Origin of the sequence: Streptomyces sp. NPDC056600, assembly GCF_042792855.1 — a bacterium.
In the GTDB taxonomy this organism is placed as follows: Bacteria; Actinomycetota; Actinomycetes; order Streptomycetales; family Streptomycetaceae; genus Streptomyces.
In genome coordinates this window covers 78,853-102,466 of record NZ_JBHTVQ010000001.1, presented here as the reverse complement: position 1 = coordinate 102,466, position 23,614 = coordinate 78,853, and the positions used below count along the sequence as shown (strand labels likewise).

The window sequence follows — 23,614 nt, the reverse complement described above, 5'->3', positions numbered from 1 at the left end:
GTGAGGCGCGTGCGCCGGGTGGGGCCGGCGGGGCGAGCGGGACGAAGCAGGGGGAACCGTCCGGCTCGGGTCGCGGGGGCGGTGGGCGCGTGGGGCGCCAGGGGCGCGGGTGCCGAGAGCGCAGGTGCCGAGGACCCGGGCACCGAGGGCGGGGCCCCGAGAGCGGGGGCGCCGAGGGCACGGGTGCCGAGAGCGCAAGTGCCAAAAGCCCGGGCACCGGGAGCGGGGGGCGCCAAGGGCACGGGCACCAAGGGCGGGGGCGCCGAGAACGCAGGTGCCGAGAGCCCGGGCACCGAGGGCGAGGGCGCCGAGAGCCCGGGTACCAAGGGCGGGGGCGCCGAGAGCCCGGGTACCAAGGGCGGGGGCGCTGAGAGCACGGGCACAGGGGCGGGGGCGCCGAGGGCACGGGGGCCGAGGGCGGGGGCGGGCGTCCCGGTGGCGTGCGGGCTGCCGCCGATCACGTCGCGGCGGGGCATGCGGGCCGGGTGGCCCGGGCGGCCTGGTGGCGGGGTCGCCCGGACGCGGGGTCAGGCCGGGAACGCGCCGGGCCAGGGGCCGGGGGCGGCGGGGACGTTCTCCTCGGCGGTCTCGGTGCGGAAGAGGCGGAACCCGCGGCGCAGGTAGTTGTCCATGGCATGCTCGCCGTCCAGGCTGCAGGTGTGCAGCCAGACCCGCGTGGTCGGCGTGCGCTCCGGCCGGCGGCCGGCCAGGTCCCAGGCGCGGGCGACGCCCTCGGAGAGCAGGTGCCCGCCGATCCGCCGGCCCCGGAAGTCCGGCAGCAGGCCGAAGTACACGATCTCCACCACGCCCTCGTCCTGCGCCTCCAGCTCCACGTACCCGGCGGGCGTGCCCCGGTCGTACGCCACCCAGGTCTCCACGCCGGGCCGCTCCAGGTGCTCCCGCCACCGGGCGTGGGACCAGCCGAGCCGGTCGATCCAGGTGATGTCGCCGCCCACCGAGGCGTACAGGAACCGGCTGAACTCCGGCGAGGGCACCTCGGCCCGGACCACGCGGACGTCGCCCTCCGGCACGGCGGCCGGACGCAGGTCGGCGGCGGAGGTCTGCTCGAGGGACCAGGTGGTGACCGTGGTGGTGGTGGTCGTGCTGCTCATGCGGTCAGACAATCATCCGGGCGGGGACTCTGTCGAGAAACCGCCGGTCACCTCACACCTCACCCGTCGGGCCGGCTCCGGCCGCGTCACTCCAGCGAGGCGTCGACCGCGCGCAGCGGCACGGCGAACAGGGTCCGCTCCCCGTCCCCCGCCGCGTCCGCGACCCCCCAGAGCTCACCGGTGCCCGATCGGTACGCCAGCCCGCGCGCTCCCGCGGCCCAGCAGAACGGGAGGTCGTAGTCGCCGCACCGCGCCGCGCGGGCGGTCCGCTCCCCCGCCGACTGCGCCCACAGCGCCCCGCGGCCGCCCCGGGCCTCGCGGGGGTCGGCCGCCAGGTACCACCGGTCCTCGACGGCGCCCTCGGGCCGGTGCGCCACCACGCCCCGGATGCCGGTCGCCTCCGTCCGGTAGCTCTCCACCGGCCGCGCGAAGCCGCTGTCGTCCACGGAGAGCAGGCCCTCCCGGCCCTGGTAGCCGCTGAAGGTGTAGCGCCACAGCCGCGACGGCCCCTCGTCCCGCCGCTCGGCGGCGACCAGGGTGTCGGGGGAGGTGGAGCGGTCCACCGAGAGCGCGCCGAGACAGGCGGAGCCGTCGTCCCCCTCGGAACACCCGGCGCCGCGCAGGCGGTACGAGGCGACGGCCGGCAGGACGAACCGGCTCCCGTCGTCCGCCCGCGTGCCCTCCGCCCGGTGCACCCGGTCCAGGGAGAAGACGTGCAGGGTCTCGCCGCCGCCGGGCCCGCCCACGGTGGCCAGCAGCTTGTCCTGGTACCAGACGATGCCGCGCAGTTCGGCGCCGAGCGCCCGGTACCCCTCCCCCGGCCCGTCCCCGGCCTGCGGGGTGGGCAGGGCGAGCAGCCCCCAGGTGTAGGTGAGCCGGTCGGGGTCGCCCGCGTCGACGAAGGCCACCCGCGCGGATCCGGGCCCGTCCGCGTCGCCGGTCCGCGTCCAGGCGGACACGATCACCGGATCCTCGCCCCACCGCCGGTCGGAGTCGGCGGGCGCGGCCACCGACACCGGGGCCCAGTCCTCGTCCCGCGCGTCGGTCTTCTCCCAGCAGTAGGAGCGCACCGCCTCCGGTTCCGCGGGCAGGGACCCCTCGTCCGCGCAGTCGTCGCCGCCCGGCATCGGGTGCTCGGCCTCGCGCAGCACCGTGCGCAGCGGGACGGCGCCGCCCAGCCGGTCGGCGAGGGCGTCGAGCCGGGGCCACGGAACGGCCTCCTCGCGGAGCACGGGCCCGGTGGCGGCGGGGAGTCGCTGCAGGCCGCCCGGGGTGTCGTCGGTCGCCTGCGACACGCTGATGACGGTCGCCGCTCCGGTGAGGGCCAGCGCCGTCCCACCCAGCAGGGCACGCAGCGCGACACCCCTTCTGCGTCTGCGGTGCCTGCCCCGTGCCATCGGGTTCCTCCTGTGTCCTCGCCGTAACACTGTTCCGCGGCAACGGAGTTGTGTCCACCGCCGGTCATGAGGAGTTGTCCGTGGATGGTACGGCAGTTGAAGCCGAGCCTGGTCAACACCCTGGTGGATGGGGAAGGATCGCCGCCACCCACCCCCCGTTCCTTACCCACGGACACCGGAGGATCCACACATGATCCGTCACACTCCTCGCCGCGCCACCGCAGCGGCCGTCGCCGTGGCGGCGCTGGCCACTCTGGCCACCGCCGGACCGGTCGTCGCGGCGGAGGGCGCCCCGGCCGGGCGGGTCTTCATGGTCAACCCGGTGCAGGCCACCGGCGACCAGACCCTGGTGGACGCCAAGGACGCCGCGTCCGCCGTGCCGGAGTCCGCCTACGCCCTGGCGACGCTGCGCAACCTCGACGGCAGCGGCCGGCTCTCCGGCCGGTGGGTGACCGTCCGCTCCGAGACCGGATCACCGGCCGACGTCGCGCGAGCGGGCGCCTACGACCGGCACGACGACGAGTTCGAGCAGGTGATGGCGTACTTCTGGATCAACGAGGCGCAGGAGTACCTGCAGGGCCTCGGCTTCGGCAGCGAACTGCCGGGCGTCAACGACCGGGCCCAGCCGGTCCGGCTGAACCAGTGGGGCGCGGACAACTCCTACTTCACCGACAAGAAGGCGGAGATACGCCTCGGCAAGGGCGGGGTGGACGACGCCGAGGACGCGGAGGTGATCGTCCACGAGTACGGGCACGCGGTACACCACGCGCAGGTGCCGGGATACGGCACCTCGGTGGAGGCCGGGGCGATCGGCGAGGCCTTCGGCGACTACCTCGCGGTGACCGTGGGCGACCACGCGGTCCGTCGGTACGGGTGGACGCGCGACGCCGACCTGGCCTGCGTCGCGGACTGGGACTCGGTGCCGTACTCGGGGACCCCGCACTGCCTGCGACGGGTCGACGGGTCCAGGACCTACGCGGACCGGGTGGGCGAGGTCCACGCGGACGGCCAGATCTGGTCCCGCGCCCTGTTCGACATCCGCGGGGCCCTCGGCGCCCGCACGGCCGACCGGATCATCGTGAACGCCCAGTTCGACTTCGCCCCGGACACCAGCTTCAGCGACGCGGCGCGGGCGACCGTCGCCACGGCGGAGGAGATGTACGGCGCGAAGGCGGCCGACGCGGTCCGCGCGGCCTTCCGGGCGCGCGCGATCCCGGGCGTCTGACGCCCGCCGCGCGGCGGCCTGAACGCCGGTCCGGTGCCCGACCTCCTCCGCATCGCGGTGGGGCGGAGGTCGGGCACCGCCGGACACTCGTCACGCACGGTCTGCCGGCGCCCTTCCTTCGTGCGGGTGACGACTCCTTGTCCTGCTACCGCCGGCTGCCGAGGGCTCCTGTCCGAGCCCGCGAAGGGGGCGCCCCCGACGCCGTCGAGCGGTGCGGTGGGAGACTGGAACCGGACCAGAGCGGACCGGATCCGCACGGTCCGCACGTCATCCGCACGTCATCCGCACGTCAGAAGGACCCTCATGGACGAGGCAACGGCCCGCGCCGTCCTGGCCACCGCCGCCGCCACGCAGTCGCACCCGGAGCTCCGTGGCATCGACGCCGGGGCGGCGCCGCTGCTGTCGTTCGGCGACAACGCCGTGTTCGCCTGCGGCGGCCTCGTCGCCAAGATCGCCCGGACCTCCGAGCTGCTGGACCGCGCCCGCCACGAGGTGGCCGTCGCGCGCTGGCTGGAGGAGCAGGGGGTGCCGGCGGCGCGCGCCGCCGGGGAGCCCGAGCTGGTCGACGGTCACCCGCTGACCCTCTGGCACCGCCTGCCCGACCCGGTCCGCCCGGCCGGGGCCCGGGACCTGGCGGAGCTGCTGCGGGTGGTGCACGCCCTGCCCGCCCCGCCTCTCCCGCTCCCCCGCCGTGAGCTGCTCGGCGGTGTCGAGCGCTGGCTCACGCTGGCCGGCGACGCGATCGACCCCGGGGACGCCGCCTACCTCCGCGCCCGCCGGGACGGCTTCGCCGCCGAGGCCGCCGCGCTCACCCCGCACCTGGAGCCGGGGACGATCCACGGCGACGCGCTCCCCCGCAACGTCCTGATCGGCCCGGACGGCCCGGTCCTGATGGACCTGGAGACCTTCTCCCACGACCTGCGTGAGCACGACCTGGTGGTCATGGCCCTCTCCCACGACCGCTACGGCCTGCCCGGCGAGGCGTACGACGCCTTCTCCACCGCGTACGGCTGGGACGTGCGGGAGTGGGAGGGCTGCGCGGTCCTGCGCGGGGCCCGGGAGACCGCGAGCTGCGCCTGGGTCGCCCAGCACGCGCCCACCAATCCGAAGGCCCTGGCCGAGTTCGAGCGCCGGGTTGCCTCGCTGCGCGACGGCGACCCGACGGTCCGCTGGTACCCCTTCTGAGGCACGGCCCCGGCCGGCCCGGAACGCGGGCCTCAGCGGGCCCGGGGCGCGGGCTTCAGCGGGCTCAGCGGGCTCAGTGGGCCGGGGACGCGGCCCCGGCGGGCACGTTCACGCCTGGCGGGCCCGTTCCCAGGCGGCCTCGAACTCCTGCCGGGTCGCCCGGCGGGAGGCCAGGTCCGGGTCCCACAGGTCCACCGGCGGATCGAACAGCCGGTCCTTGGGCCCGGTCCGCACACCCGTGCCGTCCGCGGCGATCTCGACCTGCCGCAGCCGCCGGCCGTCGGGACCGAGCTCGAGCAGGAACACGACCGGTTCCCCCTCCTCGTCCCAGACCTCCCGCAGCCACACCCGCTCGCGCCCGGCGAGCACCCCGAAGCCGGGCCGGCCGCGCTGCTCGTCGCGCCGCCGGCGAAGGCTGGTCAGCGGGTTGGGGTCCGGGTCCGTGAGCCCCACCTCCGCGAGGTTCCAGCCCCGCGCACACCGCGCGGTGTCCGGGTCGTCGACCACCTCGACCTCGGCGACCGCCTCCACGACCGCCCGGGCCGAGGGCGCCCGCACCCACCACCACAGCTGCCCCATGCCGTAGTCGTGGCAGACCAGGAACCGGCCGCCGTCCCGCGCACCGGGGGCCCCTGCCTGGGCGGCGCTCGCCGCGGCGGCGCTCACGCCGCTTCCCGCAGGGGCCACGCCCCGTCGACCACCGCGTCCGTCTCCCCCTTGGCGCGCAGGAAGTCCTGCAGCCCGGCTGCCCACGAGGCCCGCCACCCGATCTGCTGCCGGTGCAGTTCGGCCACGCCCAGGCCGGCCACCTTGGCGTGGCGCTCGGCTATCGCCCGGGCCAGGCGGGCCGCCGCCAGCGCGTCGGCGGAGGCGTCGTGGGCGCCGTCCAGCGGGACGCCGTACTCGGCGCAGACCGCCTCCAGGGTTCGCTTGCCGCGGCGGTAGCGGTCGACCTCCCGGTCGACGGTGTAGGGGTCGATCACCGGCGCGGGGTCCTGGCCGCCCATCCGCTCGCGCAGCGAGGGCAGGCCGTGGCGGCGCAGTTCGGCGGACAGCAGCGTGAGGTCGAACGCGGCGTTGTAGACCACCACGGGTATGCCGGACTGCCAGTAGCCCGTGAGCACGCCCGCCACCTCGTCGGCCACCCGGTCGGCGGGCAGGCCCGAGGCCGTGACCCGCTCGTTGGTGATGCCGTGGACGGCAACCGCCTCGGCGGGGATCTCCATGCCGGGATCGGCCAGCCATTCCCGGCGCCCGGCGACCTCGCCCTCCCTGACCTCGAGCACGGCGGCGGTGACGATGCGGGCCTCGTGCGGATCGGTGCCGGTGGTCTCCAGGTCGAAGCCGATCAGCGGTGCGTGGTGCCAGCCCATGGCGGCCCCCCTTTCGTGGTGATGCGTTCCCCCAGGTGTTCCTCACCTTCGCACGCGCCACTGACAACGCCGGGGCCGCGTTCCGTCCCGTCCCGCCCCCTTACGGCCGAAATCGGCCCGGCGGATATCGGGACATCAGGACACCGGGCGCGAATCCGCCCAGGCCACCTCGAACTCCTCGCGGTAGGTGGGGAACAGGGCGCTCTCCTCCGCCTCCCCCGACCTGACGACCCGGCCGCCGTTGCGCAGCAGCATCACCGGGGCCTCCATGCCCCGGGTGCGCCGCAGGTACGACTGGACGACCGCGACGCCGTCGGCGCCGTCCCCGTCGACCAGGTAGGCCGTGAAGCGGGGCGTCTCGTCGTAGACCTGGATCTCGAAGGCGCCGGGGTCCCGCAGCCGGGAGCGCACCCGGCGCATGTGGAGGATGTTCATCTCGACCGCGCGGGCCAGCTCGCCGCGCTTGATGCCGAGTTCGCGCTCGCGCCGGCGGACAGCGCTTGAGGCGGGGTTGAGGAACAGCAGCCGCACCCGGGTGCCGGACTCGGCGAGGCGGACCAGCCGCCGCCCGGAGAAGTTCTGCACCAGCAGGTTGAGGCCGATGCCGATGGCGTCCAGCCGGCGCGCGCCGCCGAAGATGTCCTCGGCGGGGAAGTGGCGCAGCATCCGCACCCGGTCGGGGTGGACGGCGACCACGTCGGCGTACCGGTCGCCGACCAGGTCCTCGACGGCGTCGACCGGAAGGCGCCGGGCGGAGGGCACGTCCCCGCCGGCGCCGAGCATGTCCAGCAGCCGGGCGGAGGCCCGCTCGGCCTGGGAGAGGACCGCGGCGGACAGGGCACGGTTGCGGGTGACCACGTTGCGGGCCACCTCGAGCTCGTCCAGCGCCAGTTCGAGGTCGCGGCGGTCGTCGAAGTAGGGCTCGAAGCAGGGCCAGTGCTGGACCGTCAACTCGCGTAGCTGGGGCAGCGTGAGGAAGCTGAGCACGTTGTCGTCGGCGGGGTCGAGCAGGTAGCCCTTGCGGCGGCTGACCTCGCGGACGGCGACGGCGCGCTGCACCCACTCCTGTCCGGCGGGCCCTGCTGCGGCGACCACCCAGTCCTCGCCGTGGACCGGCTCGTATACGGGGCGCAGCACCGCGGCCACCACCGCGCGCATCCGCTGTTCGACGAGATTCAGCCAGATGTAGGCGCGGCCGGCCCGCTGGGCCCGGGTGCGCACCTCGCTCCAGGCCTCGGCGCCCCATTCGAGCTCCGGCCCGATGGCGGCCTCCATCGGCCGGGCGAGCGACACCGCGCCGGGCGGGGCGTCTGCCGGGTTTCCCTCACGACCGCCGTCGCCAGGGGGCAACTCCAGGCCTCCCGAGCCCACCCCTGCACCGCCTTCCGCTCCCCTGGAGCCGTCCTCTTCAATGATCAAGAAAGATTACTCCGGGTTGGCGGGCGGTGCAGCCGGATGCACAGGCTCGTTCCCCAACTACCGCATCCTGCACGCCCGTTCCAGCAGTGCGACGGAGACGGAGTGAGTCTTTTCATACCGCATCGGCGGTGGTCGGAGGGGTGCTCGTCGGCCTCGGGAGCGACGCCGGCCCAGAATGGCCGATTCCGCTTCTTCCGGATCCTCCTCCGGGCCCTCATGATTCCGCGTCCCCAATCCGGGTGAGGTTGCGACCAACTCCGTTGACCCGGGGTATCCGATCGGGAGCATCGGTGCGTGCTTCGCCGTCTTTCGGGAAGAATCGGCGGGAACTGGGCGAGGCGCACAGGCACCGCCGATCCGTACCTACCTGGGAGAGTCGAGTCCATGCAGGTCTGGCCGGGAGAGGCGTACCCACTGGGCGCCACGTACGACGGCGCCGGCACCAACTTCGCGGTCTTCACGGAGACCGCGGAGCGTGTCGAGCTGTGTCTGCTGCACGACGACGGTTCGGAGACGGCGGTCGAGCTCAAGGAGAGCGACGCCTTCGTCCGGCACGCCTACCTGCCGGGGGTGATGCCCGGTCAGCGGTACGGCTTCCGGGTGCACGGCCCGTACGCCCCCGAGCGCGGACTGCGGACCAACTCGGCGAAGCTGCTGCTGGATCCATACGCCAAGGCGGTGTCCGGGTCCGTCCGCTGGGGCGAGGAGGTCTACGGCTACCGCTTCGGCGAGCCGGACAGCCGCAACGACATGGACTCGGCGCCGCACACCATGACCTCGGTGGTGGTGAACCCCTACTTCGACTGGGGCGACGACCGGCCCCCGCGCACCCCGTACCACGAGACGGTGATCTACGAGGCCCACGTGAAGGGCCTGACCATGCGGCATCCGGGGCTGCCGGAGGAGCTGCGCGGCACCTACGCGGCGCTGGCCCATCCGGCGATCCTGGAGCACCTGACCGATCTGGGCGTGACGGCGCTGGAGATGATGCCGGTCCACCAGTTCGTGAACGACCACCGTCTGGCCGACCTGGGCCTGAGCAACTACTGGGGCTACAACACCATCGGCTTCTTCGCGCCGCACAACGCCTACGCCTCCTGGGGCGACCGCGGACAGCAGGTGCTGGAGTTCAAGTCGGCAGTGCGGGCGCTGCACGAGGCGGGCATCGAGGTCATCCTCGACGTGGTCTACAACCACACCGCCGAGGGCAACCACCTGGGCCCCACCCTGTCGTTCCGCGGCCTGGACAACTCCTCGTACTACCGGCTGACCGACGACCCGCGGTACTACATGGACACCACGGGCACCGGCAACAGCCTGCTGATGCGCTCCCCGCACGTCCTGCAGATGATCATGGACTCGCTGCGGTACTGGGTCACCGAGATGCACGTGGACGGTTTCCGCTTCGACCTGGCGGCCACGCTGGCCCGCCAGTTCCACGAGGTGGACCGGCTGTCGTCCTTCTTCGACCTGGTGCAGCAGGACCCGGTGGTCTCCCAGGTGAAGCTGATCGCCGAGCCCTGGGACGTGGGCGAGGGCGGCTACCAGGTCGGCAACTTCCCGCCGCTGTGGACGGAGTGGAACGGCAAGTACCGCGACACCGTGCGCGACCTGTGGCGCGGTGAGCCGCGCACCCTGGCCGAGTTCGCCTCCCGGCTGACCGGTTCCTCGGACCTGTACCAGGACGACGGCCGCCGTCCGCTCGCCTCGGTCAACTTCGTCACCTGCCACGACGGTTTCACCCTGCGCGACCTGGTCTCCTACAACGACAAGCACAACGAGGCCAACGGCGAGGAGAACCGGGACGGCGAGAGCCACAACCGGTCGTGGAACTGCGGGGCGGAGGGCGACACCGACGACCCGGGCGTGCGGGAGCTGCGCGGCCGGCAGATCCGCAACTTCGTCGCCACCCTGATGCTCTCCCAGGGCGTGCCGATGATCAGCCACGGTGACGAGTTCGCCCGCACCCAGCAGGGCAACAACAACGCCTACTGCCAGGACAACGAGCTGGCCTGGGTGGCCTGGCCCTCCGGGGAGGACGACGGGGAGCTCGACGAGGAGACGCTGCGGATCCGGGAGTTCACCCGGGCGATGGTGTGGCTGCGGCGCGACCACCCGGTCTTCCGCCGCCGCCGCTTCTTCCACGGGCGCCCCGTCGCGGGCACCCACGACGAGCTCTCCGACATCGCCTGGTTCACCCCCGAGGGCGCGGAGATGACGCCGGAGGACTGGGACACGACGACGGCCGGGGCGCTGACCGTGTTCCTCAACGGCAACGCCATCTCCGAGCCGGGGACGCGCGGCGAGCGGGTCGCCGACGACTCGTTCCTGCTGCTGTTCAACGCCTCCCCCGAGCCGATGGAGTTCACCCTGCCGGACGACCACGGCCAGCACTGGCAGGTGGTCGTCGACACGGCCCTCGCCGAGGGCGTGCCGGGGGGCGGCGGGGTGAAGCTGCGCGCCGGTGAGCGGCTGACGCTGACGGACCGTTCGCTGACGGTGCTGCAGCGCCCGGCCTGACAGCGGCGGCCGGGGACCCTGAGTGCCCGGCCGCCACCGCACGGCACACCGCCCCGCCCCGCCTCGGCCCCGTCGCCCGGGCGGGGCGGTGCGGTGCCAGGCCGGGGCGGTCCGGTGCCGGGGCGCCCCTCCCGTCCCGTCGGCCCCTCGCGTCACTCGTCCGGCGGAACGCGGCAACGCCCGCCCCGAGTCGGGGTACACCCCTTGCATGGACTCCCGCGCGCCCACCGCCACATACCGGCTGCAGCTCCAGCCAGGCTTCCCGTTCGCCGCGGCCGAGGCCGCCGCCCCGCACCTCGCCGCCCTAGGCGTCTCGCACCTGCACCTGTCCCCCGTCCTGGAGGCCGTGCCGGGCTCCACGCACGGCTACGACGTCACCGACCCGACCAGGATCCGCGAGGAGCTGGGCGGGGAGGATGCCCTGCGCTCCCTGTCCCGCACGGCCCGCTCGCTGGGCCTCGGGCTGGTCGTCGACATCGTGCCGAACCACATGGCGATGGCCCCGCTGTACAACCGTCCGCTGTGGGAGGTGCTGCGCAAGGGGCCCGGCTCCCCGTACGCCGCCTGGTTCGACATCGACTGGGAGGCCGGCGGAGGCCGCGTGCTGCTGCCGGTCCTCGGCGCTCCGCTCGGCGCGGAACTCCCCCACCTGCGCGTGGAAGGGGACGTGCTGCGCCATCACGACCAGGCCTTCCCGCTCCGTGCCGGCACCGAGGACCTGCCGCTGCCCGAGCTCCTCGACGCCCAGTTCTACCGCCTCGGCTGGTGGCGGCTGGCCCGCACCGAACTGAACTACCGGCGCTTCTTCACCGTCTCCGAGCTGATCGGCGTCCGGGTGGAGGACCCCGAGGTCTTCGACGCCACCCACGGCAAGATCCTGGAGCTGCTCGACGAGGGCGTCGTCGACGGCCTGCGCATCGACCACCCGGACGGCCTGGCCGACCCCGGGGCCTACCTGCGACGCCTGGAGAAGGCGACCGGCGGCCGCTGGACGGTGGTGGAGAAGATCCTCGCCGAGGACGAACGCCTCCCCGAGGCCTGGCCGGTGGCCGGCACCACCGGCTACGACACCCTGCGCCGGCTGGACGCGGTCCTCACCGACCCGGACGGCGCCCGCGCCCTGCTGGACCACCACCGGCGGCACACCGCGGCGCCCGACGACCTCGGCGGCGACTGGGAGGCCACCCGGCACCGCAGCGCCGAGCGGGTGATCGACCACGAACTCGCCGCCGAGACAAGCCGGCTGACCCGCGCGGCGGCCGCCGCCTGCGCCTCCTGCGCCGATCCGGAGCTGCGCGACCGCGCCCCGTGGGCGCTGCGCGCCGCGCTGCGGGAACTGCTGGTGCGCATGGAGGTCTACCGCCCGTACACGCCGCGGGACGCCGTCACGGTGCTCACCGAGGAGGCCGCCGCCGAGGCCCGCGCGGCATTCACGGTGCCCGAGGAGGCCGAGGCGGTCGACGTCGTCCGCGGGCTGCTCGTCGGCCGGTACGGGGAGTGGCCGGAACAGGTCGAGCTGTGCACCCGCTTCGCCCAGACCTCGTCGGCGCTGCGCGCCAAGTCCGTGGAGGACAGCGCCTTCTACCGGCACGTCCCGCTGCTGTCGGCCAACGAGGTGGGCGGCTCCCCCGACCGTCCCGCCGTCACCCCCGACGAGTTCCACGACTGGTGCGCCCGCCTGCAGCGGGAGCGGCCGCTGACCGGCACGGTGCTCTCCACCCACGACACCAAGCGCAGCGCCGACGTCCGGGCGGCGATCGCGGTGCTGAGCCAGTGCCCGGACCGCTGGGCGGAGGTCGTCGAGGAGGCGAGCGCCGCGAGCACCGCGAGCGGCGGCGGACCCGACCGGCAGCTGGCCTGGGCGGGCTGGCAGACGCTGTTCGGGCTCGGCGAGCCCTCCGAGGAGCGGCTGTCGGGGGCCCTGCTGAAGCACGCCCGCGAGAGCGGCCTGCACACCACCTGGACCGAGCAGGACGCCCGTTACGAGGAGACGGTCACCACCTTCGTCACCTCCGCGCTGTGCGGGTCGCCCGGCGGACGGGTCACGGAACTGCGCCGGTCGCTGGAGCCGCACCTCCGGGCCAACGTGCTGGCAGCGACGCTGCTCCACCTGACGATGCCCGGCGTCCCGGACGTCTACCAGGGCGGCGAGGGCGAGTACCGGGCCCTGGTCGACCCCGACAACCGCGACCCCGCCGTCCTCCCGCACCCGGACCCGGGCGTGAAGGGCGTGCTCACCACCGCCGCCCTCGCCCTGCGCCGCCGCCGGCCCGAGCTGTTCGGGGCGGACGCCTCCTACCGCCCGCTGGCCGCGGAGGGGGCCGCGGCCGGGCACTGTCTGGCCTTCACCCGCTCCGGCCGGGTGCTGACCGTCGTCACCCGGCTGTCGCTGCGCCTGGAGGAGTCCGGCGGCTGGGGCGGCACCGAGCTGCCGCTGCCGCCCGGCCGCTGGAGGGACCTGTGCGCTCCGGGGCGGGTGTTCGAGGGGCGGGTCCCTCTCGCCGACCTCCTCGGCCCGCTGCCGGTCGCCCTGCTGGAGCGCGCGGACGACGACTGACCCCGGACGTCCGGCCCCGCGACCGTGAGCCCCGCCGACGGAGCGGGGCCACGCGGACGGGCGGGGCGCGGCCCGCCGACCGCGCCCCGCCTGCCCCTCAGCCCGCCGGCACGTCGCCCGCGCCGGACCTGGCGGCGGATCACGCCGTCACGCCGGGCCGGGGGCCTCGGCCGGCGCCGTCTCCGCGAGCGTGAACACATCACCCGTTCGGGCGGTCATCACGCACTCGTTGGGAAAGGTCTCCGTGTACTGCACCAGCTTGCCGCCCCATTCGCCGCGGGCCCGGGCGGTCACCGGCGCGTACCGCATGGGGCAGACCGCGTCGGACCGCGCCGGGATCGCCTGGAGGTCACCGCGCGCGTCGGCCAGCTCGGCGCAGGCGCGGACCGCCTCACGATGGCCCACGGCCTGCGGCGGGTCGCACAGCAGCAGCGTCCCTCGGGCGGCGGCCGGCGCCCCGGAACGGGCGTCGGCGCCGGTCACCGACAGGTAGACCCAGTTGCCCTGGTAGGGCTCGGGGGCCGCCTGGGCGAGGGCCGTGGGCGTCGTCAGCAGCAGCGCGGCCGCCGTCAGCAGGGCGCCGCGCACCGGAAGGCCCCGGAAGGCCGGGGCGCAGGGGATCAGTCTCATAGCCCATGCATCGGCATGCGCGGGGGTCTGCCACACCCAAGTCACCTGAAGGGAGTAGGGCGTGAGGCGCCGCACGGGAGGGAAAGGTCTGATCCGGAGCGCGATGATCCCTCGGTGCCGCAGGATGGACCCGCTGCAACCAGGGAATCCGGGCCAATCGCTGGAACGAAGGGGAGCCGTTCGTGGAGTTCGAGGTGTGGGCGCCGCAGGCAGGCCGGGTGACGCTCCATTGCGACGGGAGCGAGCACGCGATGGAACCCGACGCGCTGCGCCGGGGGTGGTGGACGGCGCAGGCCGACGCGGCGGACGGGTCGCGGTACGGGTTCGCGCCGGACGACGGGCCGGTGCTGCCGGACCCGCGCTCGCGACGGCAGCCGGACGGCCCGGACGGGCTGAGCGCCGTCGTCGACCACGGGCGTTACCGGTGGCGGGCGGACTGGCCGGGGCGGCCGCTGCCGGGCGCGGTCCTCTACGAGCTGCACGTCGGCACCTTCACGCCCGAGGGCACCCTGGACGCGGCCGCCGCGCGGCTGGAGCACCTGGCGGACCTGGGCGTCACCCATGTGGAGCTGATGCCGCTCTGCCCGTTCCCCGGCCGGCACGGCTGGGGCTACGAGGGCGTCTCCCTCTGGGCGGTGCACGAGCCGTACGGGGGGCCCGAGGCCCTCAAGCGTTTCGTGGACCGGGCGCACGAGCTGAGGCTCGGCGTCGTGCTCGACGTCGTCCACAACCACCTCGGCCCGTCGGGCAACCACCTGCCCGCGTTCGGCCCGTACTTCACCGAGACCCACCACACGCCGTGGGGCGCCGCGGTGAACCTGGACGCCGCGGGTTCGGACGAGGTCCGCGACTTCCTGGTGGACAGCGCCCTGTCCTGGCTGCGGGACTACCGGCTGGACGGGCTGCGGCTGGACGCGGTGCACGCGCTGTGCGACAACCGGGCCTACCACATCCTGGAGGAGCTCTCCACGGCGGTGGACCGGCTGGCGGTGGGGCTGGGCCGTCCGCTGTTCCTGATCGCCGAGTCGGACCTGAACGACCCGCGCCTGGTCGCGCCCCGCGAGACGGGCGGGCTGGGGCTGCACGCCCAGTGGAACGACGACTTCCACCACGCGGTGCACACCACGCTGACCGGCGAGTCGCAGGGCTACTACGAGGACTTCGCCCGTGACCCCCTCGCCGCGCTGGCCAAGACGCTGACCGCCGGGTTCTTCCACGACGGCACGTACTCCGGCTTCCGCGGGCGGCGGCACGGGCGGCCGCTGGACCGCAGCCGGTTCGCGGCGCACCGGCTGCTGGGGTACTCCCAGACCCACGACCAGATCGGCAACCGCGCACAGGGCGACCGGCTCTCCGCGACGCTGTCGCCGGGGCTGCTGGCCTGCGCGGCGACCCTCACGCTCACCTCGCCGTACACCCCGATGCTCTTCATGGGCGAGGAGTGGGGCGCCTCCACGCCCTGGCAGTTCTTCACCGACCACACCGACCCGGAGCTCGCGGAAGCGGTCCGGCGGGGGCGGCGGCGGGAGTTCGCGGCGCACGGGTGGGCCGAGGAGGACGTTCCCGACCCGCAGGACCCGGCGACGCGGGACCGGTCGTGCCTGGACTGGACGGAGCCGGCGAAGGAGCCGCACGCGCGGCTGCTGGCCTGGTACCGGATGCTGATCGCGCTGCGGCACGAGCAGGGGGACCTCACGGATCCCGACCTCGCGGACGTGCGGGTCGCGTACGACGCGCAGGCACGGTGGTTCGCCTTCCGGCGTGGGGACCTGCGGGTGGTGCTCAACCTCGGCGACGCCCCGGCGGAGATCCCCCTCGGCAGCCGTCCCGTCGAGGTCCTCGCCTCCTGGACCCCCCTGGAGACCCCCGCCCCCGACGGCCACCTCCACCTCCCCCCACAGTCCTGCGCCGTCCTCCTCCAGACCTGACCTCCACCCCTGCGGGCAGTCGTGCCGCTGGGGCGGCCCGGCCGCCCGCAGGGGTTCACCGCCCGCAGGGGTTCAGGCGGCGCGAGCGGGCGCAGGCGAGCCCTGGGCGGGGCAGGGCGGGACGTCGGGCCCCGTGGGGCGTGAGCGGGCCGAGGCCGTCGGTCAGTAGGCCTCGTCGCGGAGGTCGGAGAGGCGTTCGAGGAGGATGGGCTCCCAGGCCTGCGCGAGCTCCGTCCGCAGCAGCGTGTGCCGCTCCGACTCCCTGGGCCCGAACCGCTGCACCAGCGCCGCCAGCCGCAGCACCGCGTCGCACCGGGCCAGCCACAGCCCCCGCAGGCACGGCCGGGGACCGTACCCGGCGAGCGTCGCCGCCCGGACCGCCGCCGGGGACCCGATGGCGCGGGCGAGGCCGGCGATGTCCTCCGCCGGGTCCCCCAGCACCGCGTCGGTCCAGTCCAGCACCCCCCGCACCCGCCCGTCCGCGCTGATCACCAGGTGTTCCGCGCTCAGCGCCCGGTGCACCAGGGCCGCCGTGCCGGGCCGCACCTCCAACTGCGTCGCCCCCGCCTCGCTGAGCGGCCGCAGCCACCCCGCGTCGATCTCGTCGGCGGCGACCAGTTCCTTGGCGGCCTGCCGGGCCTCCCGCCGCAGCGTCTCCAGCGACCGGGGCGCGGCCTTGGGCACGCCCACCGCCTCCGCCTGCCGCAGCGGCACCGCGTGCAGCCCGGTGAGCAGCCCGGCGAGGTCCGCCTCGCCCAGGGCGGTCACCTTGTGCCGGGCTCCCGCGCCGCCCTGGAGGGCGGTGTCCAGGGTGTAGACCAGGCCCGGCCGCCACTCGCCGTGCCCCCGGCTGACGGGGACCGGGACCCCCACGTGCGGCCTGACCAGGTCCCGCAGCCGCAGCTCCCGAAGCCGCCGCGCCGACTGCTCGCGGTCGTGGGCGAGCCGCAGCACGTGCCGGTCGCCGACCCACCAGGTGCTGTGGGCGCGCTCGGGCTCCGGCGTCTTCTCGTCCACCACGGGACGGATCGCGGGTTCGCCGGAGGATCCGTCGCCGGACTCGGACGGAAGGAGGGTGCGGACCAGCTCGCGCAGCTCGTCCTCGGAAGGCGGATTCGGTGCCTGATTCATGATGGTGGTGCCGTTTTGTTCGTGCCGGAGGGGGTTCGGGCGGGGGTGGGCCGGTCCGCGACGCGCATCAGCCGACCGTCACGATCTCACGAGGGGCGTCGTTGAGCCGCCGTCCCCCTCCCTCGGTGACCGTCACGACGTCCTCGATCCGGACGCCGAAGCGGCCCGGCAGGTAGATCCCGGGCTCCACGGAGAAGCACATGCCGGGCACCAGCGGCTGCCGCTCCCCCTCGATCATGTAGGGCGGCTCGTGGGTGGTGACGCCGATGCCGTGGCCGGTCCGGTGGATGAAGTACTCCCCGTACCCCGCCTCGGTGATCACGGCCCGGGCGGCCCGGTCGACGTCCTGGCAGGCGGCGCCGGGCCGCACCGCCCGGAAGCCGGCCTCCTGGGCCTCGCGGACGATGTCGTGGACGCGGCGCTCCTCGTCCGCCGGCTCGCCGACGTGGACGGTGCGCGAGATGTCGGAGCCGTAGCCGTGCATCAGACCGCCGAAGTCGAGGACCACCATGTCGCCCTCCTCGACGACCCGCTCCCCGGCCTCGTGGTGCGGGTTCGCGCCGTTGGGGCCGGAGCCGACGACGGTGAAGTCCACCTGCTCGTGGCCGAAGCCGCGCAGCAGGCCGGCGAGGTCGGCGGCGATCTCCTCCTCGCGGCGGCCGGCGAAGCGGACCTGGCGGATCCCCGCGAAGGCGGCGTCCGCGGCGGCCCCGGCGGCGGCCATGCGCTCGAGCTCGACGGCGTCCTTGACCGCCCGCAGCATCGGCAGCGCCTCGCTGAGGGCGACGTGGGAGCTGTCGGGCAGGGCACGCCGCATTCCGAGGAGGTGGAGGGCCCAGGTGTTGTCGCTGACGGCGTAGCGGCCGCCCTTGTCGAGGCCGAGGGAGGCGACGGCGTAGGGGTCCTTGCCGTCCGTCCAGTCCCGCAGGGTGAGGGCGCCGGCGCCGGCCGCCTTCGCGGCGTCGGGGGCCTCCAGGGTGGGCACCACCAGGACCGGCTCCCGGCCGGGCGTCAGGGCCAGCAGGGTGAGCCGCTCGGTGGCGGCGGGCGGGGTGTAGCCGGTGAGCCAGACCATGTCGGGGCCCGGCGCGATCAGCAGACCGGCCAGTCCGGCGGCCTCGGCCTCCCGGGCGGCGCGTTCCATCCGCACCCGGTGGTCGTCGGCGCTGAAGGGTTCGAACGGGCCGGTCATCCGAGGGCCTCCCTGGAAGGTGAAGGGCACGGTGGGGCATGAGCAGCGGGTACGCCCCAGGCCTCAAGTGTCCCGCATCCGCACCTGCGGCGTTGCCTCATTGACGTGTTCCCGCCCGGCTTGCGCCCCTGGTGGGCCCGGTCGTGGCCCCCGCGGCGGGCCCGTGCCCGGGGACACAGGGAGCACACGGGGACACACGGGGCACACCACCGGGCGGACGCCGGCCGCGGCCGGCCAACGGCCGTGCACCGCGGCGCCGGGTCACTGCCGACGGTCGGCCCCGACGCCGGGCGCCGGAACGCCGGGGATCGCCCAGGCTCCGGCCGTCCGACCGGACGGCACAAGGTCGGCGGGGGCCGCCGCGGCGGACGGGGGCGACGACGCGGACAGGGACGGAAGCCCGGGCGAGGGGAGAAGGCTGCGCGGCCCCGGAAGCCCGGGCGGGGACGGCACGGCGCCCGGCACGAACCGGTGGGCCCGCCGGGAGAGCCAGGCGTCCTTGTACCGGTCGACCTCGCGGTGCCAGTTCAGGATGCCCGCCATCCAGTTCCGCAGGTCGGCCACGTACCCGTCGACGGCCCGGCGGGCCTCCACACCGAGCGCGAGGTCCTCGTACAGGGCGGGGAGCTCGTGGGCGACGACGTGCTGGAACTGCTCCATGCGCCGGGCCGTCAGGTCCTGCACGACGCGGAGGGCGTCCGGGTAGTCGCAGCCGAAGAAGTTCTGCACCACCAGCACGGCGTTGTGGATCTCGCCCTCGAACTCGATCTCCTTCTGGTACGAGAAGATGTCGTTGACCAGGCAGGCGTAGTCGACGGCCGCGTTCTCCAGGGACCGGACGGGCCCGCTGCGGTAGACCTCCGCCGGGACGGCGGGGCCGTGGCCGAGGCGGCACAGGCTCATCGTGAGGTCGGCCCCGAAGGTGGCCCGTCGCATCTCCAGGTAGTCCACCGGGTCCGGGACGCGGTGCAGGAGCTGGTTGGCGAGCTCCCAGACCCAGCTCTCGGTCATGTCGTCCACGGCCTTGCGCAGGATCTTCCGCTCGTCGGGCGACATCGCCGCGGTGGTGCGCGCCCACAGATCGGCGAGACCGCGCTCCATGGCGTTGGCCGGGGGCCCGGCGGCCTCGCCCTCGAGAGGCATGCAGGCGGAGAGGCGGGCCGTGGTGAGGCGGGCCGCCGCCAGGTCCCGGCGGTGCCCGAAGACCAGCGGGTAGTAGTCGTCGCCGTAGGTGCCCCAGGCCAGCCAGGCGGAGGCCAGGTCGAGCCCTTCCCGGGTGCCCGAGGGGTGGATCCCGGCGGCGCAGAGCGGGAGGTCGTAGGCGCGCAGCTTGTCCTCGTCCCACACACCCTCGGCGAAGATCCCCGTGTCCTCCACCCAGTCCCGCAGCCGGTGGCGGGCGCCGTCCAGGTGCGGGCTGAGGGTGAGCTCGAACGGCATCGGCAGGTCGGGGATCCGGGCCGGGCCGACGCGCCGGCCCGGCACATGCGTGTGGTTCCGCAGCCGCGCGGCCCCGGCCCCCGCGAGCAGCGCCCGCACGTCGGCGGCGGAGGCGCCCGGCCCGGTCGGGCCGCGGAGCGGGTCGGTGCGGGCGGCGAGCGCGCCTTCGTTCATGTAGCGGCTCGAGCGCAGGTGCCACTCGTGGCCGCCGGACTGCCAGTCCTGCAGGCCGCGCGTGTAGGCGGCGACGGCGGCCACCTCGTCGGGGGTGAGGCCGGCCTCCAGGGCGAGGGCGGGCACCTCGGTCAGTGCGGTGTGCTCGAACTGGTGGAGGCGGGAGGTGAGGATGTCGTTGACGGTCTCGGCGGCCTGCTGCGGCGGGCAGCCGAAGAAGTCCTCCAGGACGAGGACGCCGTTGCTGAGCTCGCCCTCCTCCTCGACCTCGCGCTGGTAGGAGAAGAGGTCGTTGCGCAGGTGGACGCCGTCGGAGAAGGTCTCCATCAGCACCCGCAGCGGCCGGGACCGGGCGACGCGGTGCGGGACCTCGGCGGTGGCGTACTCGACCAGGCCTGCCGACCAGGGGGCCCCGCCGACCTTGCGGCGCATCTCGATGTACTCCACCGGGTTGGCGATCCGGCCCTCGCCGATGTTGGAGAGCTCCCACAGCGACTCGTTCAGCAGGTGTTCGGTGGCCAGGGCGAAGCGGCGGCGCCAGTGCTCCGACATCGCGGGGGCGGTGCGCGCCCACAGGTCGGCGAGCCCGGCCTCCACCGGGTTCCGCGGCTCGGGCACGGGGGTCGCGAGGTCGGGCGGCATGAACTGCGGGAGCCGCTCCAGGTGGGCCCGGCCGCCGGCGCGGTCCAGGCCGCGTTTGAACATCTCCAGGAAGTGGTCGTCGAAGAAGAAGACCCACACGTACCAGTCGGTGATCAGGGAGAGCGCGGGCCCGTCGCAGTCGGGGTGGGTGTAGGCGCACAGCAGGCCGTAGTCGTGCGCGTCGAGGTCGGACTGCTCCCAGACGCCGGATCCCTCCAGCATCCCCATGTCCCGGGCCCACCCCGTGGAGTGGGCGCGGGCCTCGTCGAGGTGCGGGTTCAGCCGCGCGGGATACGGCATGTAGAACTGCGGGAGTTCGAACGGCTGCGTCATGGCCGGGTCCTGCCCCGGCCCACGCCCCGCCATCCGCCACCCGACCCGGCTCCACACCTTCGCGTGAAACCGGGGCGAACGGGAACTCCCACCCGCCGCGGTGCCGTCGAGGAGGCGCCACGACCTCCCGCCCGGCGGCAATCGGACGCCCTGGCCGAATCTTGCTCTGGCCTCGCACGGATCAACGATGTTCGAATCGTGTTCCACTTCAGACCCAGTGGCTTACGGGGGAACAGCAGTGCCCTCCTTGACCTACCAGGACCTGCACGCCGCGCACGCCGGGGCCATCGAGGCCGAGGTGACCGCCGCACTCGAGGCGGCCGGCCCGCCCGGCGGGCTGTTGAGGACCGCCTGCGAGGAACTGCTGGACCGGCAGCCGATGCGGTACCCCTTGTCGGTCCTTCCCCTGGCGGTCCACGGCGCGGAGACCGGGGACCCGGAGCCCGCGCTCCCGCTGGCGGCGGTGCACCTGCTGTGGTGGACGGCCGCCTGCCGCATGGACGACGTCGCGGACGGGGAGAGTGCCGCCGGGGAGGGGGCGTCCGGCCCCGAGACGTCGCTCTCCACCCTGGCCCTCGGCACGCTGCTCCCGCTGCGCCTGCTCGGCTCGCCGCGCCTGCCCGGCCCCTCGCAGCAGTCCCTGGCCGCCGAGTTGATCTCCTGCGGCCTGGCCGCGGTGGGCGGCCAGCTCGCCGACCTGCGGGGCGCCTCGGGGATCGCGCCGCGGCGTGGGGCGGTGCTGGCCGCCTACCGCGGCAAGTCCGGCGCCCCCTTCGCGATGATCACCGGCATGGCGGCGCTGCTCGCCGGCGCGTCGCCCGAACGCACCGCCGCGTGGCGCGAGTTCGGCGACCTCCTCGGAATCCTCTGGCAGTTCTTCAACGACCAGGAGGACATCGCCTCCGGCCGCAACGAGGACCTGGCCAACGGCACCGCGACCCATCTGCTGGCCTGCGCCGCCGAGTCGGCCTCCCTCGCGGAGGCCGCCCGGCTCGGCCTGCTCCGTCAGGCGGCCCGGACGTCCCCCCGGGCCCGAGAGGAACTCCTCGGGATGCTGCTGCGCGACGAGGCGCTGGAGCTCTTCCGGCAGGACGTGGAACGGCACCGCGTCCTCGCCCACCAGGTCCTCGGCCGCCTCGGCGGGCGGGAGCCCTACGCGTCCTGCCTCCGCGACCTCGTCGACCAGGCCGCACGTCCGTCCCTGCCCGCGCCGGTCCCCGCCCGCTGATCGCGTCCCCGCTCCCGTCCCCCGCGAAAGAGTCCGCCCATGTCCCGCCGCACCGCCGTCGTCGTCGGCGGCAGCATCACCGGAATGCTGGCCGCCGCCGTCCTGGCCGAGTACGCCGACGTCACCGTCGTCGAACGCGACCGGCTTCCCGAGGGACCCGAGCCGCGCCGGGGCCTGCCGCAGGCCCGGCACGCGCACGTGCTGTGGTCCGGCGGCGTGAAGGCCATGGAGTCGCTGCTGCCGGGTCTGGCCGAGGAGTTGACGGCGAGGGGGGCCTGGCGCGCCCGGATCATGACGGACCTGGTCTCCAAGGCGCCCTCGGGGCAGTGGTTCCGCCGCTTCACCCATTCCCGGCACACCAACGTGGTGTGCGGCCGGGACCTGCTGGACGCCGTGGTCCGCGCCCGGGTGCTGCGCGACGCCCGGGTGACGCTGCGGACCGGCGTCGAGGCGGTCGGGCTCGCGGGCGCGCCCGACCGGGTCGTCGGCGTCGACGTGATGGCCGGTGAGGGCGGGGCGCGCGAGCGGCTGACCGCCGATCTGGTGGTGGACGCGAGCGGACGTGCGGGCCGCGCCCCGGTCTGGCTGACGGAACTGGGCCTGCCTCCGGTTCCGGAGCGCACCGTCGACTCGGGCATGGGCTACGCCAGCCGCCTCTACCGCGCCCCGGCGGGGGCGGAGCGCTTCCCGGTCGTCAACGTCCAGGCGGACCCGCACGCCCCGGTGGGGCGCGGCGGCATCCTCAACCCGATCGAGGGCGGCCGCTGGCTGGTCACCCTGGCCGGCAGCCGTGACGGGCGCCCGACCGCCGACCCCGACGCCTTCGTGCCGTTCGCGCGATCCCTCCCACATCCGGTGATCGGCGAACTGATCGCCGAAGCCGAGCCGTTGGGACCGGTGGTCACCACCCGCAGCACCGCCAACCGGCGCCGCTACTACGAGCGGGCCAGGCGTCTGCCGGCCGGTTTCGTCGTGCTGGGCGACGCGATCGCCGGCTACAACCCGGTGTACGGCCACGGGGTGAGCGCCGCCGCGCAGAGCGTCGTCGCGCTGCGCGAGGTGCTGCGCCGGCACGACCTGACCGACCCGCTGACCGCCCGGCGGGTCCAGCGGGCGGCGGCACGGCCGGTGGAGAACGCGTGGAACCTGGCGGTCGGGCAGGACGTGTTCTACCCGGGCGCCGCCGACCGGCCGCCGAGCCGCGCGGAGCGGCTGCTGGCCGCCTACGTGGACCGTGCCGTCGACGCCGGAGCCCGCAATCCGCGGGCGCTGCGCGTCCTGCTCGACGTCATGAGCATGGAGCGGCCGGCCACCCGGCTGATGCGGCCGGACATGCTCGCCCTGCTCCTCCTCGGGCGCCGCAAGCCCCTGCTGGACGGTCCGCCGCTGAGCGAGGCCGAACTGCGGGCGGTGGGACTTCCGGTGAGCGCCGTGGAGCGGACGCCTTCGGTCTAGACTGCCGCCATGACTGCCGGGTCGGCCACGGGCCACACACGAGTGAGGCGCCCGGCCTCGGCGTGACGCCGGCGCGGGCCCGCGGCCCGCCCCCGGTTCCGGATCCCCGCGCCTTCACCTTCCGGAACCGACACTGGAGCGTCACCCGTATGTCCGTCACCGCAGTCCAGCTCGACCACGTCGTCGTCCACGCCAGGGACCGCGAACTGTCCGCCGAGTTCCTCGCCGCCGTCCTCGGCCTGAGCGTCGGGGCCCCCTTCGGCCCCTTCCTCCCCGTCGACCTCGGCAACGGCGTCACGCTCGACTTCTACGAGAAGCGCGACGAGCCGGTCCAGGGCCAGCACTACGCGTTCCTGGTCCCCGAGGAGCGGTTCGACGCGATGGTGGACCGCCTGGAGGCCCTGGGCGTCACCTACTTCGCCGACCCGCGTCACACCGAGCCGGGCCAGGTCAACCGGCTCTTCGGCGGACGCGGCGCGTACTTCGCCGACCCGGACGGCCACAACATGGAGATCATGACCCGCCCGTACGCCCGGCCCTGACCGCGCGGCGGCCGGGACCGAGGAGGGCGCCGCCCGGGCCGAGGGAGCGGTGGGGGGGGGGGCGCCGCGCGCGCGCCACATCCCGGCGAGCAGGGCCGCGACGGCCGCTCCGACCGTCCCTCGCCGCCACC

17 protein-coding genes are annotated in these 23,614 nt (G+C 74.8%); 8 read left to right on the top strand and 9 right to left on the bottom strand.

The features are described from left to right. Positions 1-527 precede the first annotated feature (527 nt). Positions 528-1,112 (bottom strand): GNAT family N-acetyltransferase, encoded by a 585-nt coding sequence (locus tag ACFRAV_RS00475; RefSeq protein ID WP_382549968.1) that lies wholly within the window; start codon positions 1,110-1,112, stop codon positions 528-530. Positions 1,113-1,198: 86 nt separating this feature from the next. Further along, positions 1,199-2,509, bottom strand: coding sequence for a hypothetical protein (locus ACFRAV_RS00470; protein ID WP_382549966.1), 1,311 nt, complete (start codon positions 2,507-2,509; stop codon positions 1,199-1,201). Between the two features lie 190 nt (positions 2,510-2,699). Here ACFRAV_RS00470 and ACFRAV_RS00465 point away from each other — a divergent pair, with 190 nt between their 5' ends. Both ACFRAV_RS00465 and ACFRAV_RS00460 read left to right on the top strand, forming a co-directional pair. After that, positions 2,700-3,734 (top strand): M4 family metallopeptidase, encoded by a 1,035-nt coding sequence (locus tag ACFRAV_RS00465; protein ID WP_382549964.1) that lies wholly within the window; start codon positions 2,700-2,702, stop codon positions 3,732-3,734. A 303-nt stretch (positions 3,735-4,037) separates the two neighbouring features. Next, a complete protein-coding gene (locus ACFRAV_RS00460; RefSeq protein ID WP_382549962.1) occupies positions 4,038-4,919 on the top strand; it encodes an aminoglycoside phosphotransferase family protein in 882 nt (293 codons plus the stop codon). Between the two features lie 108 nt (positions 4,920-5,027). On the opposite strand, the gene ACFRAV_RS00455 is transcribed toward ACFRAV_RS00460, so the two are convergent. From ACFRAV_RS00455 to ACFRAV_RS00445, 3 genes are all read right to left on the bottom strand, one after another. After that, positions 5,028-5,585 (bottom strand): hypothetical protein, encoded by a 558-nt coding sequence (locus ACFRAV_RS00455; RefSeq protein WP_382549960.1) that lies wholly within the window; start codon positions 5,583-5,585, stop codon positions 5,028-5,030. Continuing rightward, positions 5,582-6,292, bottom strand: a complete 711-nt coding sequence (locus ACFRAV_RS00450) for a 3'-5' exonuclease (protein ID WP_382549958.1) — start codon at positions 6,290-6,292, stop codon at positions 5,582-5,584. The genes ACFRAV_RS00455 and ACFRAV_RS00450 overlap by 4 nt, the downstream gene beginning before the upstream one ends. 135 nt (positions 6,293-6,427) lie before the next feature. Beyond that, on the bottom strand, positions 6,428-7,663 hold the full coding sequence (locus ACFRAV_RS00445; RefSeq protein WP_382550265.1) for an SAV2148 family HEPN domain-containing protein: 1,236 nt from the start codon (positions 7,661-7,663) through the stop codon (positions 6,428-6,430). Between the two features lie 432 nt (positions 7,664-8,095). Between ACFRAV_RS00445 and glgX the strand changes: the two genes are divergently transcribed. Beyond that, the gene (gene glgX, locus ACFRAV_RS00440) at positions 8,096-10,231 is read left to right on the top strand and encodes a glycogen debranching protein GlgX (protein WP_382549956.1); all 2,136 of its coding nucleotides are present in this window, start codon (positions 8,096-8,098) and stop codon (positions 10,229-10,231) included. Between the two features lie 208 nt (positions 10,232-10,439). Further along, positions 10,440-12,788: a malto-oligosyltrehalose synthase gene (gene treY / locus ACFRAV_RS00435; protein WP_382549954.1), complete on the top strand. Its 2,349-nt coding sequence runs from the start codon at positions 10,440-10,442 to the stop codon at positions 12,786-12,788. 147 nt (positions 12,789-12,935) lie between these two features. Here treY and ACFRAV_RS00430 read toward each other — a convergent pair whose 3' ends face one another. Further along, positions 12,936-13,418: an SSI family serine proteinase inhibitor gene (locus tag ACFRAV_RS00430; protein WP_382549952.1), complete on the bottom strand. Its 483-nt coding sequence runs from the start codon at positions 13,416-13,418 to the stop codon at positions 12,936-12,938. Between the two features lie 182 nt (positions 13,419-13,600). Between ACFRAV_RS00430 and treZ the strand changes: the two genes are divergently transcribed. Further along, positions 13,601-15,346, top strand: coding sequence for a malto-oligosyltrehalose trehalohydrolase (gene treZ, locus ACFRAV_RS00425; protein WP_382549950.1), 1,746 nt, complete (start codon positions 13,601-13,603; stop codon positions 15,344-15,346). A gap of 162 nt (positions 15,347-15,508) precedes the next feature. Here treZ and ACFRAV_RS00420 read toward each other — a convergent pair whose 3' ends face one another. The 3 genes from ACFRAV_RS00420 to cyc2 form a co-directional block, all read right to left on the bottom strand. After that, positions 15,509-16,477, bottom strand: coding sequence for an aminoglycoside phosphotransferase family protein (locus ACFRAV_RS00420; protein ID WP_382549948.1), 969 nt, complete (start codon positions 16,475-16,477; stop codon positions 15,509-15,511). Positions 16,478-16,544: 67 nt separating this feature from the next. Beyond that, the gene (locus tag ACFRAV_RS00415; protein ID WP_382549946.1) at positions 16,545-17,669 is read right to left on the bottom strand and encodes a M24 family metallopeptidase; all 1,125 of its coding nucleotides are present in this window, start codon (positions 17,667-17,669) and stop codon (positions 16,545-16,547) included. Positions 17,670-17,930: 261 nt separating this feature from the next. Further along, entirely contained in the window at positions 17,931-20,258 is a 2,328-nt protein-coding gene (cyc2, locus tag ACFRAV_RS00410; RefSeq protein WP_382549944.1) for a germacradienol/geosmin synthase Cyc2, read from the bottom strand. A gap of 238 nt (positions 20,259-20,496) precedes the next feature. Here cyc2 and ACFRAV_RS00405 point away from each other — a divergent pair, with 238 nt between their 5' ends. The 3 genes from ACFRAV_RS00405 (at position 20,497) to ACFRAV_RS00395 (ending at position 23,483) form a co-directional block, all read left to right on the top strand. Next, complete coding sequence (locus ACFRAV_RS00405) at positions 20,497-21,486, top strand: hypothetical protein (protein WP_382549942.1); 990 nt, start codon at positions 20,497-20,499, stop codon at positions 21,484-21,486. 39 nt (positions 21,487-21,525) lie between these two features. Further along, a complete protein-coding gene (locus tag ACFRAV_RS00400; protein ID WP_382549940.1) occupies positions 21,526-22,941 on the top strand; it encodes an FAD-dependent oxidoreductase in 1,416 nt (471 codons plus the stop codon). Between the two features lie 149 nt (positions 22,942-23,090). Further along, positions 23,091-23,483 (top strand): VOC family protein, encoded by a 393-nt coding sequence (locus ACFRAV_RS00395; protein WP_382549938.1) that lies wholly within the window; start codon positions 23,091-23,093, stop codon positions 23,481-23,483. Positions 23,484-23,614 lie beyond the last annotated feature (131 nt).

What these genes read in the sequence shown, in the direction of transcription:
- ACFRAV_RS00400 (WP_382549940.1), top strand. Translation starts at nt 21,526, where the DNA reads ATGTCCCGCCGCACCGCCGTCGTCGTCGGCGGCAGCATCACCGGAATG.
- ACFRAV_RS00395 (WP_382549938.1), top strand. Translation starts at nt 23,091, where the DNA reads ATGTCCGTCACCGCAGTCCAGCTCGACCACGTCGTCGTCCACGCCAGG.
- treY (WP_382549954.1), top strand. Translation starts at nt 10,440, where the DNA reads ATGGACTCCCGCGCGCCCACCGCCACATACCGGCTGCAGCTCCAGCCA.
- ACFRAV_RS00470 (WP_382549966.1), bottom strand. Translation starts at nt 2,509, where the DNA reads ATGGCACGGGGCAGGCACCGCAGACGCAGAAGGGGTGTCGCGCTGCGT.
- glgX (WP_382549956.1), top strand. Translation starts at nt 8,096, where the DNA reads ATGCAGGTCTGGCCGGGAGAGGCGTACCCACTGGGCGCCACGTACGAC.
- ACFRAV_RS00475 (WP_382549968.1), bottom strand. Translation starts at nt 1,112, where the DNA reads ATGAGCAGCACGACCACCACCACCACGGTCACCACCTGGTCCCTCGAG.
- ACFRAV_RS00450 (WP_382549958.1), bottom strand. Translation starts at nt 6,292, where the DNA reads ATGGGCTGGCACCACGCACCGCTGATCGGCTTCGACCTGGAGACCACC.
- ACFRAV_RS00460 (WP_382549962.1), top strand. Translation starts at nt 4,038, where the DNA reads ATGGACGAGGCAACGGCCCGCGCCGTCCTGGCCACCGCCGCCGCCACG.
- ACFRAV_RS00415 (WP_382549946.1), bottom strand. Translation starts at nt 17,669, where the DNA reads ATGACCGGCCCGTTCGAACCCTTCAGCGCCGACGACCACCGGGTGCGG.
- ACFRAV_RS00465 (WP_382549964.1), top strand. Translation starts at nt 2,700, where the DNA reads ATGATCCGTCACACTCCTCGCCGCGCCACCGCAGCGGCCGTCGCCGTG.
- ACFRAV_RS00420 (WP_382549948.1), bottom strand. Translation starts at nt 16,477, where the DNA reads ATGAATCAGGCACCGAATCCGCCTTCCGAGGACGAGCTGCGCGAGCTG.
- ACFRAV_RS00430 (WP_382549952.1), bottom strand. Translation starts at nt 13,418, where the DNA reads ATGAGACTGATCCCCTGCGCCCCGGCCTTCCGGGGCCTTCCGGTGCGC.
- cyc2 (WP_382549944.1), bottom strand. Translation starts at nt 20,258, where the DNA reads ATGACGCAGCCGTTCGAACTCCCGCAGTTCTACATGCCGTATCCCGCG.